This window comes from Alishewanella sp. HH-ZS (assembly GCF_001704375.1).
GTDB classification, from domain to species: Bacteria; Pseudomonadota; Gammaproteobacteria; order Enterobacterales; family Alteromonadaceae; genus Alishewanella; species Alishewanella aestuarii.
The window spans coordinates 35512-53919 of the sequence record NZ_LZEJ01000003.1; the positions used below are offsets into that span (position 1 = coordinate 35512).

Consider the following 18408-nt stretch of genomic DNA (forward strand, 5'->3'; position numbering starts at 1 on the left):
GGGGTTTAATATGCTTAAAACTGTTAGTGTTGAAAGTGTCATGCAGGATGGCTTTGCCGTAGCGGCCCGGATCGGTGAGCACCAGCTGATGATTGATCAGCCTGTTACAGCAAAAGGGACTGGGTTGGGGCCGACGCCCTTGCAGATGTTACTTTTTGCCGTTGGCGGCTGTATTGCCACTATTGGCCGGATTGCCGCCTTTCAACAGAAAATCGCACTACACGGGATGCGGATCACCGTCGAGGGGGATTATGACCCAGATGCGCTGATGGGCAAGGCGACGACCGAGCGGGCAGGCTTTCAGCAGATCCGGATCCTGGCTGAGATTGACGCCGATCTGTCGGTGGAGCAGAAGCAACGCTTTCTTGATGAAGTATGCGCCCGCTGCCCGCTGCATGATAACCTGCTAACGGGGACTCAGGTCGCGCATCAATTGGTGAGCAGCTGAGTCGGCTTTGCGATAACGGCCTGAGCGCGACCACGATGCTTGCCCTGATAGAGGGCGTCGTCGGCAAGTTTTACCCACTGTTCGAGCGAACTGCAACTGACGGGTAGCTGCGCTATGCCGAAAGTCGCGCTCAGCTTTAATATGGCGCCCTGGTATGAGCAGGGCTCCTGCTGCATCTCTCGTAGTAAGGCCTCACAAAATACTTTGGCATCACTTGCTGTACAGTCCGCCAGAGCCAGAATAAATTCTTCGCCTCCCCAGCGCCCAGTCAGATCGCTGCCTCTCGCCCTTGTACTTAGCTTAGCAGCGAAATGCTGCAGGGCGGCATCACCTGCGGCGTGACCAAACTGGTCATTAATGCTCTTGAAATAATCCAGATCAATTAACACCAGGCTAAGAGATTGCTGACTGCGTTGTAACTGTAAACGTAAACGTTGAAAGTGTTCCGTAAAACCGGCGCGATTTAATAACCCCGTTAGCTCATCATGATCAGCTTTGTTTTGCAGTTGTTGTGCTAACAATTCAAGCTCCTGCGTTCTGGCACTAACCAGGCCGGCCAGACGTGCGTTGCGTCTTCTTAAATTAAGCTCTCGCAGATAGACACTTAATAACAAGGTAGTTAGGAAAACGACAGCAGAGACAATCCATAAGTAAGGTGAATACCACCAGGGTGCAGCGACCTGAATTTGGATTCGCAATGGCTCTGCGGATTGGATACCCTGACTATTCTGGCCAATCACTTCTAACAGGTAATTGCCGGGAGCTAAGCCTAAATAACGTAATTCGCGGTTACGGGTTGCGCTACTCCAGTTCGATGAAAACCCTAGCAGACGGTATCGGATAGTGTTTTTGTCTGGTTCACGGTAGTCCAGAACTGAGACACCGATCACCAATTCCCGAAAGTTAGCCGGTAACGCAATTTGCGTCTGATTAACAGGATAATGCCGGGTCTGATCTCTGCCATCGATTTCAACCTGGCTCAGCGCGACTCTGGGCACAGGCATATACTCGGCCTCTATATCAAATTTGCTATTGGCGACCCCCATAGCGGTACCCAGCAAAAAGCTGCCGTCGGGTAACAATAGATGGGCATTACGCTGCATCGTCAGATCGGGTAGGCCATCATTCAGACTATAACTGGTAAAACGTTGGCTGTGCTCATTAAAGCGGGCAGGACCATGATTAGTCAAAGCCCATAACCGTTGTTGCTGATCGAGGAAGGCGCCGGTAATAAAGACACTTGGCAGTCCTTGCTCGGTTAAAAATTGTGAACTGCTGCCGCTTTGTAGATCAAGGCGCCACAGCCCATATTCGGAGCAAAGCCAAACTATTGTTTCAGCGACAGGTAATACACAATTAAATCCTTCAACCAGATTGGCGACACCGGTTTCTACCTGGTGCCAGCTTTGCCCGACAGGTCTTTTATACAATCCGGAGTAACGGGTTGCTGCATATAGATTGCCGCTTTGATCAGTGACGATCTGATAAATCTGGTCGCCGCTGTTTGTCGCCAGGTTAGTCAGGCTAATAGTCGCCTGCTGCGTTTGCGGTTGCCAGCGAAGTAGACCCCGCTGCCAAACCCCCAGATAAAAATCGCCGTCAGTAGAGATATGAAAGGCAGTAATAGCGCCCGGAGGAATACCTGCCAGCTCAAAAGGCGTCAGCTCTGGTCTAAGCCGGCCATCCTGCATTTGATATAAGCCACTGTCTGTCGCCAGCCAGAGCGAGCCGTCAGGCTGCGAAGCAAATTGATAAATTTTGCGAATATTATGTTGTTGGCGATACAGAACCTGATGCCACTGGTTGCTGGCATGCTCCAGCCAGATTAAGGCACCGTGTGCGGCTATCCAGATATTACGTTGCTGGTCCTGATACAGGGCACTAATCAAACGACTTGCCGCCTGTTGCAGGGGGCTCGGTAGTTGACTACTCAAGGGTTGAAAAGCCCGTTGTTGCGGATTACCGATAAAGAGTCCCTGATCCCGGCTACCTACCCAGAGTTGGCTGTCGGCGTTTTCATAGAGGGTTCGGACATCGACATCCGGCAGATAATTAAAGCCCTGACGATTTTTAATCCACTGCTTAGCCTCGGTATCATATAAAAATAATCCTTCGGTGCTGCCGACCCATAAATAATTATCCGGACTTTGATAAAGTACATTTACTCGGGGAGAGGCGACTTGCGCCGGCATTTCCAGACGGGCAAAACAGTCACAGCCGGAATGATACTGATAAACCCCCGTGGCCGAACTGGCCCAGATACCCGAGCTAAAATGCTGAATAGCGCGTACTTCACGCGCTCGTTCAAGGATATTTTTTTCCGGTTGCGGCAACAGATAGCGTTTTACCTGCTGCTCTGTATTAAGCAGCACTATGCCGTCAGCGGTGGCAAACCAAAGACCTTCAGCCGATTCAGTGATCCACCAGATCCGGTTCTTATGCAATGGATGTTCGAGCTCCGGCGCCGCATAACGCTTGATCTCCCTGGGGTTAGCTAAATCAATATAGTTAACCCCCGCGACAGTACCAATCCATAAACGTTGCTTGCTATCCAGAAATAAGGTTTGTACCCGATCAGATGCCAGCGCGTCAGGATCGCCACTATCGGCCCGGAAATTGTACTGAACATCGTTTGCAGCAGCGAGATAGGTTAAACCATGACCCCAACTGGCCATCCAGATAGCGCCATTATTCTCTAATACAAATTTATTGACATTTTGCCGCCGTAAACCACTTTCTGCGACACTTAGCCAATTAACGCTTTCGCTGCCATCAAACCGTAACAGTCCGTCGCTGTCCGTTGCCAGCCACATAAAGCCATGCTGGTCCTGAGTGATGTGATAAACCGAAGACTGTCGGGCGGTCAGCTTATCGGTAGGTGGGCTAAACACATAGTCTATGTCTGCAACAGCACTGAAACAGCATATCGCCAGTAGAAGTAGCAAGGGTTGCAACAACTTTGACATCAGACCCGGACTAATATTATTTGAGCGTATTCAAGTTATACCTGTTTTAATAAAAAAGCACAATCTGACCTTGGTCTGGCGTCAGGTTAAGCAGATCGCAAGCTTTAATCTGCAAGGTGTTTACTGTTAAGATCAGGGTTGGCGGACAAATTGGGTTCGCAACAGGATCAAAGTCAGAACAGGCCGGTTTTGACTTGCAGTCATCAGAGCGTCCACGGCCGGCGCGGTAGTTGTTGTGATCAGATACGTTTTGCTCGTTATTCTGCTGCTTAGCATTAGCAGTCCGGTATTTGCCAATCCAGGCAATTTTGAACAGGCCAAAGTTACCCTCAAGCAAATTTATCAGGGCCATGAACGTACCTTTTATTGCGATTGTGCGATCAGTTGGGTTGGACGCAGTGGTGGTCGGGTTGATCATCAAAGCTGTGGCTTCGAAGTCTATGCGCCCCGGGGTACCCCTAGTGAGGCAACGCTGGCCAGAGCGGCTCGTTCAGAAGTGGAGCATATTATTCCGATCTCCTGGGTGGGGAAGCAATTAAAATGCTGGCAAAACGGCGGCCGTAAGAACTGCCAGCAACAGGATCCGTTATTTAACCTGATTGAAGCTGATCTGTTTAATCTGACCTATGCCGTAGGACAGATCAATGGTCTGCGGGCCGATCTGCCCTTTGGTATGGTTGGGCAAGAATTCAGCGGTCAGTTTGGCCGCTGTGATATCCGGATTGATACCAAACAGCGTAAGGTTCAGCCCAAGGCAGATATCCGCGGCGATATTGCGCGGGTGGCGTTTTATATGGCCGATCGCTACAACCTGAAATTAAGCCGCCAGGATCAGCAAATGTTTCTGGCTTGGCACAGTCAGGATCCGGTTTCAGAGAAAGAGCGGCAGATCCACCAGCGCACAGCTATGCAGACCGGGCGTAATAATCCTTTTGTAACCGGTGAAAAAAGCTGGCAGCTAGGCTTTGCTACCAGCGGCATTGGCTTAACCGCTGCCGGTTGGGACAACCGCAACGACACGCAGGTTGCCAAAGTGGAAAGCAGCAGCAAAGTGACAGGTCCAATCCATGCTAACCGCAACTCCAAAATCTATCACCGGCCGGATTGCCCCAATTATCAAAGTATGGCGCCAGCAAACCGGGTGATTTTCCAAACCATATCTGAAGCCGAGCAACAGGGCTATCGGGTGGCGGCGAATTGTCCGGCAATATAAAAAACAGACCAAGGAATTAATTTACCGCCGTAAGCTCTAAGCAAAATCTTAACTAAGGAGCCGGCTATGCTAAATAAAGATTTTCTTAACAAATTACTGAGTAATGGTACAGGGCTGACTGGTGCACCGGGCACCGGTGGTAGCATCAATGACTTATTAAAAGGTCGGGCCGGTGCTGCCGTAGCCGGCGGCGCACTAGGGTATTTGCTGGGAAGTAAAAAGGGCCGGCAACTCGGAGGCAAGGTGCTAACCTACGGTGGCCTGGCCGCGCTTGGTGTACTGGCTTACAAGGCCTATGGTAACTGGCAGCAGCAACAGGGAAATCAGCCAGCAAGCAGCACAGCGGCCGAGCTGCATACTGAAAGCGGTTGCCGTGCCATTCTGGTCTGCTTGATTGCTGCTGCAAAAGCGGATGGTCATATTGATGAGCGTGAGCTACAGCTGATTGAGCAGGAAATCAGCAGACTGACCACGGATGCCGGGATCCGGCAATTTGTTGATGCTGAACTGAAAAAACCACTGGATCCGGCCGCGGTGGCAAGATTAGCTACCTCAGAACAACTGGCTGCCGAGATGTATATGGCGACCTTGCTGGTGATCGATGAAGAGAGCTTTATGGAGCGTAGCTATCTGACCGAGTTGGCCAGACAGCTAAAGTTACCGGAAAGCTTGCAGCTGGAGCTGCGGCAGCAAGTTAAGGCTGCGGGCCAATTGGTAGCCGGATAAACGAAAAAGTAGGCGCCACTGCCGGCGCCTACTTTTACAAACCGAAGGGCGCAAAATCAGCCGTGCTGTGGCGTTCAGCCAGACCTGGTGTATCACCAAAGTTACGGTTTACCAGATAGCCGCGTTTTACCGCCGGACGTGCGTCCAGTTGTTGTGCCCAGCGCAACACATGCTGGTAGCTGCCGACATCCAAAAATTCAGCTGCATCGTAAAGCCGGCCCAATACCAGGCCGCCATACCAGGGCCAGATTGCCATATCGGCAATGCTGTATTCGTTACCAGCAACAAAGGGCTGGCGCGCCAGCTGCTTATCCAGCACATCCAACTGACGTTTGGTTTCCATAGCATAGCGGTTGATCGGGTATTCGTATTTTTCCGGCGCATAGGCGTAAAAATGACCAAAGCCGCCGCCAACAAAGGGGGCGCTACCCATTTGCCAGAATAACCAGTTCATCACTTCAGTTCGGGCGCCAGGCTCAGTGGGTAAAAAGGCCTGAAATTTTTCTGCCAGATACAACAAAATTGAGCCAGATTCAAATACCCGGATGCCGCGGTCACGGTCAAATAATGCCGGAATTTTCGAGTTAGGATTCAGTTCGACAAAGCCACTGCCAAATTGCGCACCGTCTTTGATGCTGATAAGCCAGGCATCATATTCAGCCGCATGACCGGCAGCTAATAACTCTTCCAGTAAGATTGTGACTTTTATGCCATTGGGCGTCGCCAGTGAATAAAGTTGCAGCGGATGTTCGCCAACGGGTAAAGGCTGCTGGTGAGTAGCGCCGGAAACCGGGCGGTTGATACTGGCAAAGGCGCCGCCATTTTCAGACTGCCATTGCCAGACTGCGGGTGGGGTATATGAGGTTGTCATCCTATGCTCCTGTGATCTGTATTTATTCTAAATCGGGCCGATATTGATAAACTACAAGGCCATTAAGACATTTTTTACACTTCAGTTCAGCTATTTGTCATTTTTATCCCGTACACTAAGTTAGTTTGAGATCGCTACAGGGAGTAATTTATGCAGAGATTAATTGCTTTGGCCGTCGCCTTGGGTATTGTTAACCCGGCACTGGGCGCTGAGGCGGAGCAACGTCTGGAACAATGTTTAGCCCTTGCCGATCAGCAGCGACTCAGTTGTTATGACGATATAGTCAAAGCCATGCAAAAGCAGCGTTTACTGGCTGAGCGACAGCCAGTAACGGCGGTTGCCCAAACTGTAGCAGAACAGCCCGATACGACGGACGCCGAGCCAGTCACAGCTGCGCCGGTAATTCCAGTTGCTACCATCCTACAAAGCTTGTGGGAACTTACCGAACAGGATAAACGCGGCACCTTTCGGGTGCGTACCTATCAACCTAACTTTATTTTGCCGGTGCATTACAGTAGCGGTGTAAACCGCCAACCGGCAAGTCCAACCCGCAGCGGTGCCGAGCTGCAGGAAAACTATAAAGATATTGAAACCAAGCTGCAGGTATCACTTCGGGCGAAAATTCTTGAAGACTGGCTATTGCCCAATGCCGATCTCTGGTTTGCCTATACCCAGACCTCGATGTGGCAGCTGTGGAACTCAGAAGACTCCGCACCTTTTCGTAGTACTGATTATCAGCCGGAGGTGGTTTATGTTATCCCGACGGCTGAGTACTTAGGCGCTTTGCCCTTTGGCTGGCGGTTACAGATGCTGCAATTTGGTTTTGTGCACCAATCTAATGGTCAGAGCGAGCCGTTATCGCGCAGCTGGAACCGCTTTTATACCGCGGCAGCGTTCGAGCGCGAGCAGGTTGGACTTCTGCTGAAGTTTAATAAACGGGTTGCTGAATCATTGTCGGAAGACGATAACCCGGATCTGACAAACTTCCTGGGCAGTACCGAGCTACAACTGAACTGGCTACCGGGCAGTGCCACCGCTTCATTAACGCGCAGAATGAACTGGCAGGATTTTTCCAAGGGCTCCTGGCAGCTGGATTTGACCTATCCAATCAATAAGCAACAACCCGATGGTTTACGGCTGCATTTACAGCTATTTTCCGGTTACGCCGAGACCTTGCTGGATTACAATCACCGGCAAAATAGTATAGGCTTGGGCGTGATGTTATTTAACTTTTAACTGTCAAACGACGATGAAGTGCCGACATACACGGCCAGTGCTGTTTGTAAAGGATTTACCATGCCTGCGAAATTTACCATCGAATCCCGCCATTATTTACTGATCCTGGCGCTGCTATTGGCTTTGTATGGCAGCTATCTGCTGGTGGCACCTTACTTAGGCGCTATTGTGCTGGCCTTTGTCTTATCATTGCTGTGTTATCCGGTACACCATTGGATAGGTAGCAAAATGCCAACTAAACCCAACCTGGCGGCAACCTTGTCCTGTTTGCTGTTGGTGCTGGTGATCCTGGTACCCGCCAGCCTGGTGTTTGCCGCTCTGGTGCAACAAGGGTTGCTGGTTACCAAACAAATCTATCTTTGGCTGGGTCAGGGCGGGGCTGAGCAATTACTGCAGCATCCTTATCTGCAACAATTACAGGCACTGGCGGCTGATAAGCTCCCCGGCGATCTCTTAACACCACGGCAGATTATTGAACGTCTGAGCGAATTTGCTGCCGGCTTTAGTAAAGAGTTGTTAAACCTGAGTACCAAGATGCTTGGCGATCTGACCGGTCTGTTATTCAGCTTTGTCTTGATGTTGTTTGTGCTGTATTTCTTATTACGCGATCACGATAAAATTGTGGCCGCTATTCAGCATTACATTCCGTTATCCCGCTCGCAAAAAGATGCCTTACTAAGCGAAGCCAAGTTGGTAGCACGCTCAGCAGTACTCGGCTCAGTGCTGACTGCTATTGCGCAGGGGCTTGCTGGCGGTATTGCCATGGCCATAGTCGGTTTTCCGGGATTATTCTGGGGCACGATGATGGCCTTTGCCTCCTTTATCCCGGCGGTAGGCACAGCGCTGATCTGGCTGCCGGCCAGTTTATATTTATTCTTTACCGGTGATTGGGGCTGGGGACTCTTTCTGGCTGGCTGGGGCGTGTTAGTGGTGGGCTCGATAGATAATGTCCTCAGACCTATTCTGATGCAGGGTAGCTCTAATATGAGCACCTTACTGATTTTTCTGGCCCTGCTCGGTGGTATCCAATTATTTGGTTTAATTGGCGTAATTTACGGCCCGATTATTTTTGCGCTAACGCTGGTATTACTGCGGCTTTATACCATCGAGTTTAAAGACTTTCTGGCGCAGCAGGATAAAAGTTAAGTCTGAGTATGACAGATGATGGTTTAAAACCGGGCTGGCTGCACTCGGTTAACGATATTGCCAAACCCGACTGGCAGGCATTATTTGATAACGCTCACCCTTTTAGTCGCCAGGCTTTTTTAGCGGCGCTGGAACAAGGTGGCAGTGTTGATGGTAATAGCGGTTGGCACAGCCAGCATCTTGCCGTTTGGCAAGGCGAGCAGTTGGTTGCCTTAGTACCTGGCTACTTAAAAACTCACTCTTATGGCGAGTATCTGTTTGATTGGCAAATTGCACAGGCCTATCAGCAATTGCCGTTAGCGTATTATCCAAAATGGGTAGCGGCGCTGCCGTTTACGCCGGTGACAGGGCCAAGGCTTGGCATGCGGCAAGGCACTGATCAACATGCGGTGCTACACGTGGTTTGTCAGTTTCTAAAAGCTGAGCTAAACCAAGGTAAACTATATAGTGCACAGTGGCTCTACCCAGAGGCTGAGCTAGCTACGTCCTTAGCGGAGCAGGGGCTATGGCTTAGATATGATGTGCAATTTCTCTGGCAAAATCAGCATTACAAAGATTTTAACGACTTTCTGGCTAGGCTGAACTCGCGCAAGCGCAAACAAATTGCTAAGGAGCGCGCCGCCTGTACCGGACTTAGCTTGCAAACTCTGACCGGTGAGCAGCTTACCGATAACCACTGGCGACAATTGATCCGTTGTTATCAGGCCACTTACCTTAAACGTTCCGGCCATCACGGGTATATCACGCCACAAAGCTTTCAACTAATGGCGAAAACAATGGCGACACAGATCGTAGTATTTGCGGCTTTTGACTCGCAACAACCACAGCAGATCGTTGCTGCCGCACTCTGTTTTCGGGGTAAGGATGCGCTCTATGGCCGTTACTGGGGCGCGTTGGAACACAATGACTATTTGCATTTTGAGCTTTGTTACTATCAGGGTATTGAGTATTGCATCAAGCAGGGATTATCGTTTTTTGATGCCGGTGCTCAAGGTGAACATAAGCTTAAACGCGGTTTTGCGCCGGTATTACGCTATGGTGCCTACCGTTTTGCTGATACGCCGTTATCAGCTGCGATCCAGGGCTATTTCAAACAAGAGCATCAGCATTTGCAGCACTATCTTCAAGCTGCAGCAGCGGCCTTGCCCTACAAAGCTCTGGTTAAATAAAGCTCCGGTTGAATAAATGGGTATTGAAGCAGCGGCTAGCGTTTAAACCAGAGTAGCCGGTTATTTGCCGGCATCGCGATATCCTGCTGTAGCAAAAAACCTTCTGCCGCCGCCAGTTGCAGAATGTCTTCGCTATGGCGAATACCCATCGCCGGATCCCGACTTTTTAAGCTGGCATCAAAAGCCTGGTTACTGGCGCTGGTGAATTCGCCTTGATAGTTAAAAGGCCCATAGATACATAGCGTTGCTTCTTGTGCGGCAAATTCATCTAAGCGCCTAAACAGGCGCTTAACCAGTGGCCAACTGATAATATGCAAGGTATTGGCAGTAAAAATACCATCAAATCGCTGCTCGGGCGTGCTGTCATCGCTGATATCCAGTGCCAATGGTGGCGGTAAATTGGCTAGCGCCGCACGGCGGATCCGTTCAGCCAGTGCCGGTAAATTGCAGTGCTGATCGCTGCTTTGCCAGCTAAGGTGAGCTAGCTGACTGGCGAAGTAAACCGCATGCTGGCCAGTACCACTGCCGATTTCCAGTACCTGCTGGCAATTGGCAAAAGCCTGATTTAATACCGACAGAATAGGGGACTTATTATTTTCACAGGCTTGCGAGTAGGGTAGATCGCTATCATTCATCGTTATCACACTTATCTTAGGTTTGCTCACAGTCTGTAGCAGCGGTTTCCAGTAGTAATTGCGCCCAAAGCGCCGCACCTTTTGCTGAAGGATGAAAGCCGTCTGCTGCCAGCAGCTCCGGGCTTAACGGCAGCTTAGCATCAACCATTACTGCATTGGGCCAATGGGCTAGCTCTTGCGTTAAAACCTTGTTTAATAGTCGCGCCTTCAACCCAAGCCACTGATTTAACGGCCAGGGTAATGCGGTAAACTGCTGCATCGGTGGTATGGCGCTGATAATAATCTTCGGCGACTGAAATCGTGTGCTAAGCAATGTGAGTAATTCCCGACACTGCTCGCGGTACTGGCGATTTCCGGTCAGAGCAGAGACATTATTCACGCCAATCGAAACATAGATCTGATCAAAGCGTTGCTCTGGCAGACCTTGTAGTAACTTAACCAGCCCGTTACAACAAAGACCGCTTTGCGCGACTAATTGCCATTCTACTGAGTTTGCAACCGCTAACGCCCGGGTAAGATAGCCCGCCAGCGCTTGTTGCTGCGAAGCGATACCGGCACCGGCTGCCGCCGAGTCACCGCAAATCAAAACTCTTAATACAGATTGTTGTGCAGCATTGCTTGCAGCAATACTGCCAGCTCTGTCACCAGTGGCTTCCGGTAACCGCACAGCCAGCTTGCGCAGGCGCTTGCCTTGCCAAAGTAATAATGGCCAAAGTAGAGCAGTGACCAAGTACCAAAATACCTGCATATAAGCTGTTCTCAAAACTCGCTATAAATCCGAAGTTAGGATTATAACACTAAATCTATCAAATACAGTTGCTTAGACATTTCCAGCATTTAATACATTTAACATAATATACATTATGGGCTATTGCAACTTAGGCAAAAACAGCTTTAAAAACTAACATAACTGGTCCCACCAACCCTTTGGGCGCTAGTACCTCATCCCATGAGCTTAATCACTTTAGCAGACTAACCGCAATAACTATTAGTCTTTTCTCCGGCATCATTTTCGCTTAAGGTTAAGTAATAAAATATGTAACCCTCTATGACAGGATGTTGAATGAAGCGGATACTTACTGCAGCGTTATTAATTTTTCCTCTTGCGGCACTGGCCAACGACCAATACAGCCAACGCCGATGTGATTCCCTCAATGCAGAGCGTGAAACCATTAGAAAGCGTTTTAACAGTGGTTATGGTGTTTCTGAACGCAATTATTTGAACAAACGCGATCGTGAGCTATTTATGCTCATATCAACCCATTGTAAGAAACCAGTCCAGGAACGTCGGTTAAGTTCAATACAAACACCGGTGCGCTCTGAGCAAACTACGAGCTATTCCGCTACAACGTCTTCTGTTACACGCTCACCCAGGGCAAACTTCAGTGCTAGAAACCACGTTTTCTCACCTGAAAAAAGTGCTGCCTGGGATGCTTTTTACAAGATCCCCGCTCGTTGCCGCAGCAGAGATACTGCACCAGAGGATTTTGTATTCTGCGCAGAGGATAAAGCCGACCAACGTCGCGAGTTTGAGCGCCAATGGTCTAAGCAAAACCCATAGATGGTTGTGTGCCATGTAGGTACCGCCTAGCGTTGCTTTTTAGCCCATTCGATATGCTGTTGGACTTTCTCGCTCGTCAGCAGCAATGCCAGGCTGTTGTATTCTTTAGCCAGGGTCATTTCGTCGTAAAACCGATGGATAGTCTTATGACACAGTTTACAAAGCATAATGCCGGCTTGAAGCTGAGCTTTGTCATAATGCTTTTCAAAAAACGCCCGGCGATGCATTTTTTTTGGAATAAGATGATGAAAGGTCAATTCAACTTGCCGTTGGCACAGCATGCAGTGTTGAACCGCAGTGGTTGGCATAGCCGCATCCGCTCATGTTTTATGTTACTGCTTACATGCAGCTATACGCTGTAGTTTGCACTTTAGCTCAAAACTTAATCTTGCAGCGGTTTAATACCAACCTGGGTAATGTCACCTTGCTCATTTATTTCACGTACCGTTAAAAGTAATTGATCCAGCTTCACCTGATCACCGATTACCACCCGGCGATGGAAACGTTCGCTAATATAGGCAGACAGCGTCTGCTCCCGATTTAACTCAGCCATATTAATGGTATAGAATGCATCCAAATCACTCAGGCTAACTGCGCCATTGAGTAAGAAATCACCGAAGAAGTTACTGTTATCCAACACGCTCTTTTCAGCATCACTGGCGAGGATTTCGCTTAGCTTTTTCACATGCTTCAAATGCGATAACACCATAATGGTATCACCGGCAGCGATAGCAGGATCTTCACTGGCTTGTAACCAATCACCATCCCTTATTAGCCCCAGATACTGCACCGGCAGCTGTACGCCGAGTTGTTGCCAGCGCATCGTTAGCACCGGTGAACGTGATGTCACTTTATAGGCCAGTACTTCCATCACATCTTTTGATGGCACCGCATCCAGTGGCATGGCCTGGTCAGGCTCAAGCTCTGCCGGAACTTCCAGTTTTAACCAACGGGCTACCGGGATCAAGCTCCAGCCCTGTAACACCAGCGAGACAATAACCACCACAAAGGCGACGTCAAAATACAGATGCTCATTTGGCACACCGGCCAGCCATGGAAACAGCGCCAGAATAATAGGCACCGCGCCTCTTAAGCCAACCCAGCTGATAAAGAGTTGATCGCGCATCGGGAATTTAAACGGGATCAAACAGATAAATACAGCCAGTGGCCTGGCGATAAAGATCAGCACCCCGGCCAGTAATAATGCCTGCCATAGATGGTCCATCAGGTTACCGGGTGAAACCAACAGACCTAACATTAAGAACATACTGATCTGGCTGATCCAGGCAAGACCGTCGTGCATCCGCAAAATATGGATGATCTGAGGTAAACGGGCGTTACCCACGATATACCCCATCAGGTAAACAGCCAGAAAACCGCTGCCACCAAAGGAGTTTGTTAGTGCGTAAATCATAATACTGCTGGCCACTGCCAGTAGTGGAAAGAATGCAAAGCTTAGCGGCAGTTTACGGCACAAGAATACGAACACCCTGCCCGCACCATAACCCATAGCCGCGCCGACTACGGCTTGCTGTAAAAAGGTCACCAGGACAAAAGCATCCAGCGCCTTATCCTGGGCCAGCAGTGAGACCAGTGTCAGGGTCAGAATAACCGCCATCGGATCGTTACTACCGGATTCGATCTCCAGTGTCGACGCCACCCGCTCTTTAATTTTCAGTCGCTGCGACTGGAAAATCGAAAATACCGCCGCGGCATCAGTGGAGCTGAGGATGGCGCCAAGCAACAAGCCTTCAATCCAACCCAGCCCCAGTAAATAGGCAGCAGCTACCCCGACAGTGCCGCAGGTAATCACCACTCCCAGCGTTGCTAACATTGACGCCGGCGCCAAGGCAACCCGAAACCGCTCCGGGTGCGTCCGCATACCGCCGTCGAACAGAATAATCACCAGCGCGATGGAGCCGATCAAAAAGGCAATCTGAGGGTTAGCGAACTGGATGCCCCCTATTCCATCCTCACCGGCGACCATTCCAATCAGCAGGAACACCAATAGCATAGGTGCACCGAGCCGCGCCGAAATCAGCGTGGCGATAATACTGATAAAGAACAATAAGGCGCCGGCCAGTATGGCCAGGTTAATTCCATCCATTTAGGTTGCTCCGCTAACAGCATACTGCCAGCGGTAACTGGCAGTATGGAGTGCACCAGGATCCGGTGCCGCTGTACCGAGAATAGCGGATTGGGCGGGGCTTTTACCAGCCTTTAACGTAAATTGCTAGTTTTTAGCTTAAAAATCAGGCAAGTTCGTCAACAATTGCCTTTAAGGCGCCAAGTGGATCCGCGGCTTTCGTGATTGGCCGGCCAATGACCATATAATCGACGCCGGCAAGTTGTGCTGCCTTGGGTGTCATCACCCGGCGTTGATCGTCTGCAGCACTGTTTGCCGGGCGGATCCCCGGGGTGACCAGTTGAAATTGCTGACCAAATTGCTGTTTTAACAAAGTCGCTTCCTGCGCAGAGCACACCACGCCATCCAGGCCCGCTGCAGCAGTTAATACCGCCAGTTTTTGTACCTGCTGTGCCGGCGTTAGCATTATGCCGAGCTCAGTGAGATCCGATTGCTCCATACTGGTTAGCACAGTCACGGCGATCAGTTTGGGGGCCTGAGCGCCAAAAGGCAGTAGCGCTTCTTTGGCTGCCTGCATCATGCGGCTACCACCACTGGCGTGGACGTTTACCATCCAAACGCCAAGCTCGGCCGCTGCCGCCACCGCTTTGGCTACCGTATTCGGAATATCATGAAATTTCAGATCCAGGAAAACCTCAAAGCCTCGCTGTTGCAGGGCTTTAACAAAGTCAGGTCCGAAATGGGTAAACATCTCCTTGCCCACTTTTAACCGGCACAGGCTGGGATCTAACTGGCTAACCAGATTAAGCGCTTGCTGCTGCTGTTCGAAATCCAGCGCAACAATCACAGGCGAACGACAAGACATGAGGTATCCTTTAGCTAAAAATTAACGGCCATCGATCCCGGCAATGGGTTCTACAGTCTCCCACTGCTGACAGGACGGACATAACCAATAAGGTTGACGGGTTTTAAAGCCACAATTGCGGCAACTATACAGGGCTTTGGAGTCGAGATAGGCGTTTACCAGCTCTTCCACCGAGATCAGTGCCTCGGCAGCCAGCGCCGATTGCTGCTGACGCAGCTGCAATAATTTCTGGAATAAGCGGATATTCGGCTGTTGCCGCAGTTTAGGTAATAAATATTGCTCTGCGGCGGCGGCAGACTGATGTTCAGCCAGATGATCTGTCAGTAACAAACAGGCACTGATATTATGCTTGTCCGCCAGCGGGCTAAGTAACTGTTGCCATTCGGTCGCGTCCAACTGACATTGCTGCAATAATGGCAGCAGCTCTGCTGCCCATTGTACGCGCTGCTTTAACACACTCAGTATTGCCGCTTTCGCCACTGCCGGCTGCTGTTCAGCCAATGCCTGACGGGCCAGCGCAACGCGAGGCCGGATCGCTTGTGGAAAATGCTCTGCCAGTTGCTGCAGCCGGTTCAGATCCAGCTGTTGGCTTTTTTCCAGATGCTGAATTTGCATATTTGCCAACATAATGCGCAAACTACGCGATTGGGTTTTCTCAACCGCCGGTTGCAATGCTACGGCTTTTTGTGGCTCATGGGTGGCCAGGAAGATACTGAATAGCTGTTTCAGCACAGCTTCGCGCAGTAGCTCATTGTCGGTGAGTGGTAACAGCAGGTATTCGGCGCGGTCAAACAAACCGGCTGAAAAGTAGTCTTTTGCCAGTTCAAACTGGATCTGCTGTGCTTTGTTTTTTGGCAGTTTTAGCTGGTGCAGCTTTTCATGAATTTTTATTGCCTTGTCCCAATCGCCTTTGCGCCGGAACAGGTTTGCCAGTGCCAGATAGGTATCAATAGTAGCGGCTTCAATATCCAGCAGTTCCAGCAGTTGCTCTATGGCCTTATCTTCCTGATCGGTGAGCAGAAAGTTCAAACCAGATGACAGATTGCGGGTAACGTCAGCCCTGCCCTTAAGCTCTTTGGTTTTCAGGCTATTTCGTCCCATAAACCAACCGTAAGCAGCGGCAACAGGAAGTAACAGAAATAGCAGTTCAGGCATAGCGGTCAGGCTTTATCAGCGGTTTTACTAAACCAACCCCGGGTTTTACGTTGTAGCGAGAAGAGCAAACTGAATACCAGGCCCAGCAGTAAGCCGGTGACTAAAAAAATCACGGCGATATCGACGACACGCAATTCCAGTCTGACGACCAGTAAATTCAGCTCAGTGAGTTGTTGATTAGTGGAGCCGAGTAAAAAACCCAGCAAGATTACCAGCAGCGTGAAAAAAATAAAAACCAGTCTACGCAACACTCAGCTCCGTTAAGTTTGCCGATAACAAGCAATAACTATCAGGTGTTATCTTTTACCCGATCCCGCAGTTCTTTACCGGGCTTGAAGTGTGGCACGTATTTGCCATCTAACTCAACCTTGTCGCCGGTTTTTGGATTACGGCCAACACGGGGGGCGCGATAATGCAGCGAAAAGCTACCAAAACCACGAATTTCAATACGTTCGCTGGAAGCAAGCGATTGTGCCATCTGCTCCAGAATTTCTTTTACAGACGCTTCAACATCTTTGACCTGAATATGGGGGAAACTGGTGGCAAGCTTTTCAATTAATTCAGATTTGGTCATAGACCCTCCGGCATACCTGCGTGTAGAGAAAGCAGGAGGCTTAGGCCCCCTGCTTCACTGGCATTTTAGTCCTGCTTTTGAGCAGCTTTAAATGCTTCAGCCATAGCGTTTACACCAAAGTCAGCATCTTGTTGCTTGCTGTTGATGTTATCCATAGCTTCTTTTTCTTCAGCTTCAAACTTGGCTTTGATAGACAGGCTGATTACGCGGTTCTTACGATCCACGCCCATCAGACGGGCTTCAATGGCTTCGCCAACTTTCAGCGCTGTAGTAGCGTCTTCAACGCGATCACGTGAAATATCAGACACGCGAACGTAACCTTCAACACCACCTTCTAACATCACAGTAGCGCCTTTAGCGTCAACGGCTGAAACTTCACCTTTAACGATAGCACCTTTTTTGTTGTCAGCAAGGTAATCATTGAACGGATCTTCGTCCAGTTGTTTGATACCTAAAGAGATACGCTCACGCTCTGGGTCAACTTGCAGTACAACAGCGTGTACTTCGTCGCCTTTCTTGAATTCACGAACTGCATCTTCGCCGGTAGAGTTCCAGCTGATGTCAGATAAGTGAACCAGACCGTCGATGCCGCCGTCCAGACCGATGAAGATACCGAAGTCAGTGATAGACTTGATCTTACCGCTTACGCGATCGCCCTTGTTGAAGCCCTTAGCGAACTCTTCCCATGGGTTAGCTTTACACTGTTTCAGACCTAAAGAAATACGACGACGTTCTTCGTCGATTTCCAGAACCATAACTTCCACTGCATCACCCAGGTTAACAACCTTAGATGGGTGGATGTTCTTGTTGGTCCAGTCCATTTCAGATACGTGTACTAAGCCTTCTACGCCTTCTTCGATTTCTACGAAGCAGCCGTAATCAGTCAGGTTAGTGACGCGACCAGAAATTTTCGCGCCTTCTGGGTAACGTGAAGCGATAGCTGCCCACGGATCTTCGCCCATTTGCTTCAGGCCTAAAGATACGCGTTGCTTATCACGGTCGAACTTCAGTACTTTAACTGGAATTTCGTCGCCAACGTTAACGATTTCGCTTGGGTGCTTAACGCGCTTCCACGCCATATCAGTGATATGCAGTAAGCCGTCTACGCCGCCTAAGTCTACGAAAGCACCGTAGTCAGTCAGGTTCTTAACGATACCCTTAACTTCCATGCCTTCTTCTAAGTTTTCTAACAGCTGGTCACGTTCCTGGCTGCTCTCAGATTCGATCACGGCACGACGTGATACCACCACGTTGTTACGCTTCTGATCCAGCTTGATAACTTTGAATTCCAGCTCTTTGTGCTCTAAGTGTGCTGTATCACGTACCGGACGTACGTCTACTAATGAACCAGGCAGAAAAGCGCGGATGCCGTCAACTTCAACCGTGAAGCCACCTTTAACTTTACCAGTGATAACACCGATAACAGTTTCTTTGTCTTCACAAGCTTTTTCCAGGCGAACCCAGGCTTCATGACGCTTAGCTTTCTCGCGAGACAGTAAGGTTTCACCGAAACCATCTTCGATAGCGTCTAAGGCTACGTCGATGATGTCACCCACGTTCACTTCGATTTCGCCGCTCAGAGATTTGAACTGCTCAACCGGAATGGCTGCTTCTGATTTCAGACCGGCGTCAACCATAACGACGTCTTTCAGAACAGCAACAACAGTACCTTTAACGATGGCACCTGGGCGGGTTTCGATGGCTTTGAGGCTTTCCTCAAATAATAAAGCAAAATTTTCAGTCATAGTCACTTTTTC

General features: G+C 49.7%; 17 protein-coding genes and 1 pseudogene. 7 read left to right on the forward strand and 11 right to left on the reverse strand.

Annotated features, from left to right (window positions below; translation table 11 throughout):
* Nucleotides 1-10 precede the first annotated feature (10 nt).
* Nucleotides 11-448 (forward strand): OsmC family protein, encoded by a 438-nt coding sequence (locus A9165_RS02045; RefSeq protein WP_008949212.1) that lies wholly within the window; start codon nt 11-13, stop codon nt 446-448.
* On the opposite strand, the gene A9165_RS02050 is transcribed toward A9165_RS02045, so the two are convergent.
* Complete coding sequence (locus A9165_RS02050) at nt 430-3414, reverse strand: ligand-binding sensor domain-containing diguanylate cyclase (protein WP_237709271.1); 2985 nt, start codon at nt 3412-3414, stop codon at nt 430-432. The two genes, A9165_RS02045 and A9165_RS02050, sit on opposite strands and share 19 nt — an antisense overlap.
* A 235-nt stretch (nt 3415-3649) precedes the next feature.
* Here A9165_RS02050 and A9165_RS02060 point away from each other — a divergent pair, with 235 nt between their 5' ends.
* Complete coding sequence (locus A9165_RS02060) at nt 3650-4627, forward strand: endonuclease (protein WP_039925312.1); 978 nt, start codon at nt 3650-3652, stop codon at nt 4625-4627.
* A 66-nt stretch (nt 4628-4693) separates the two neighbouring features.
* Complete coding sequence (locus A9165_RS02065; RefSeq protein WP_008608533.1) at nt 4694-5353, forward strand: tellurite resistance TerB family protein; 660 nt, start codon at nt 4694-4696, stop codon at nt 5351-5353.
* Between the two features lie 34 nt (nt 5354-5387).
* Here A9165_RS02065 and yghU read toward each other — a convergent pair whose 3' ends face one another.
* A complete protein-coding gene (gene yghU, locus A9165_RS02070) occupies nt 5388-6224 on the reverse strand; it encodes a glutathione-dependent disulfide-bond oxidoreductase (protein WP_008608531.1) in 837 nt (278 codons plus the stop codon).
* A gap of 150 nt (nt 6225-6374) precedes the next feature.
* On the opposite strand from yghU, the gene A9165_RS02075 reads away from it, so the two are divergent.
* Genes A9165_RS02075 through A9165_RS02085 form a run of 3 tightly spaced genes read left to right on the forward strand, consistent with a single transcriptional unit; the run spans nt 6375 to nt 9775 of the window.
* Nucleotides 6375-7460: a phospholipase A gene (locus tag A9165_RS02075; protein WP_008608530.1), complete on the forward strand. Its 1086-nt coding sequence runs from the start codon at nt 6375-6377 to the stop codon at nt 7458-7460.
* 60 nt (nt 7461-7520) lie between these two features.
* Nucleotides 7521-8606: an AI-2E family transporter gene (locus A9165_RS02080; RefSeq protein ID WP_008949216.1), complete on the forward strand. Its 1086-nt coding sequence runs from the start codon at nt 7521-7523 to the stop codon at nt 8604-8606.
* Between the two features lie 8 nt (nt 8607-8614).
* Entirely contained in the window at nt 8615-9775 is a 1161-nt protein-coding gene (locus tag A9165_RS02085) for a GNAT family N-acetyltransferase (RefSeq protein WP_008608528.1), read from the forward strand.
* 35 nt (nt 9776-9810) lie between these two features.
* Here the strand turns inward: A9165_RS02085 and A9165_RS02090 are convergent, their stop codons facing one another.
* Nucleotides 9811-10410 (reverse strand): DUF938 domain-containing protein, encoded by a 600-nt coding sequence (locus A9165_RS02090; RefSeq protein ID WP_008608527.1) that lies wholly within the window; start codon nt 10408-10410, stop codon nt 9811-9813.
* Between the two features lie 16 nt (nt 10411-10426).
* Nucleotides 10427-11140 (reverse strand): SGNH/GDSL hydrolase family protein, encoded by a 714-nt coding sequence (locus A9165_RS02095; protein ID WP_255365619.1) that lies wholly within the window; start codon nt 11138-11140, stop codon nt 10427-10429.
* A 333-nt stretch (nt 11141-11473) separates the two neighbouring features.
* Between A9165_RS02095 and A9165_RS16745 the strand changes: the two genes are divergently transcribed.
* Nucleotides 11474-11971, forward strand: a complete 498-nt coding sequence (locus A9165_RS16745) for a hypothetical protein (protein ID WP_138984171.1) — start codon at nt 11474-11476, stop codon at nt 11969-11971.
* A 26-nt stretch (nt 11972-11997) separates the two neighbouring features.
* On the opposite strand, the gene A9165_RS02100 is transcribed toward A9165_RS16745, so the two are convergent.
* The 7 genes and pseudogenes from A9165_RS02100 to rpsA form a co-directional block, all read right to left on the reverse strand.
* Entirely contained in the window at nt 11998-12279 is a 282-nt protein-coding gene (locus tag A9165_RS02100) for an HNH endonuclease (protein WP_065954747.1), read from the reverse strand.
* A gap of 74 nt (nt 12280-12353) precedes the next feature.
* Nucleotides 12354-14078, reverse strand: coding sequence for a potassium/proton antiporter (locus tag A9165_RS02105; protein ID WP_065954748.1), 1725 nt, complete (start codon nt 14076-14078; stop codon nt 12354-12356).
* Between the two features lie 145 nt (nt 14079-14223).
* Nucleotides 14224-14922, reverse strand: a complete 699-nt coding sequence (gene pyrF, locus A9165_RS02110; protein ID WP_065954749.1) for an orotidine-5'-phosphate decarboxylase — start codon at nt 14920-14922, stop codon at nt 14224-14226.
* 21 nt (nt 14923-14943) lie between these two features.
* Nucleotides 14944-16077, reverse strand: coding sequence for a tetratricopeptide repeat protein (locus A9165_RS02115; RefSeq protein WP_008949233.1), 1134 nt, complete (start codon nt 16075-16077; stop codon nt 14944-14946).
* 5 nt (nt 16078-16082) lie between these two features.
* Entirely contained in the window at nt 16083-16328 is a 246-nt protein-coding gene (locus A9165_RS02120; protein WP_083216210.1) for a DUF1049 domain-containing protein, read from the reverse strand.
* A 38-nt stretch (nt 16329-16366) separates the two neighbouring features.
* Nucleotides 16367-16675: pseudogene (gene ihfB, locus A9165_RS02125) on the reverse strand (integration host factor subunit beta); the annotation flags it as partial.
* 41 nt (nt 16676-16716) lie between these two features.
* Nucleotides 16717-18396, reverse strand: coding sequence for a 30S ribosomal protein S1 (rpsA, locus tag A9165_RS02130; protein ID WP_008949235.1), 1680 nt, complete (start codon nt 18394-18396; stop codon nt 16717-16719).
* Nucleotides 18397-18408: the final 12 nt, after the last annotated feature.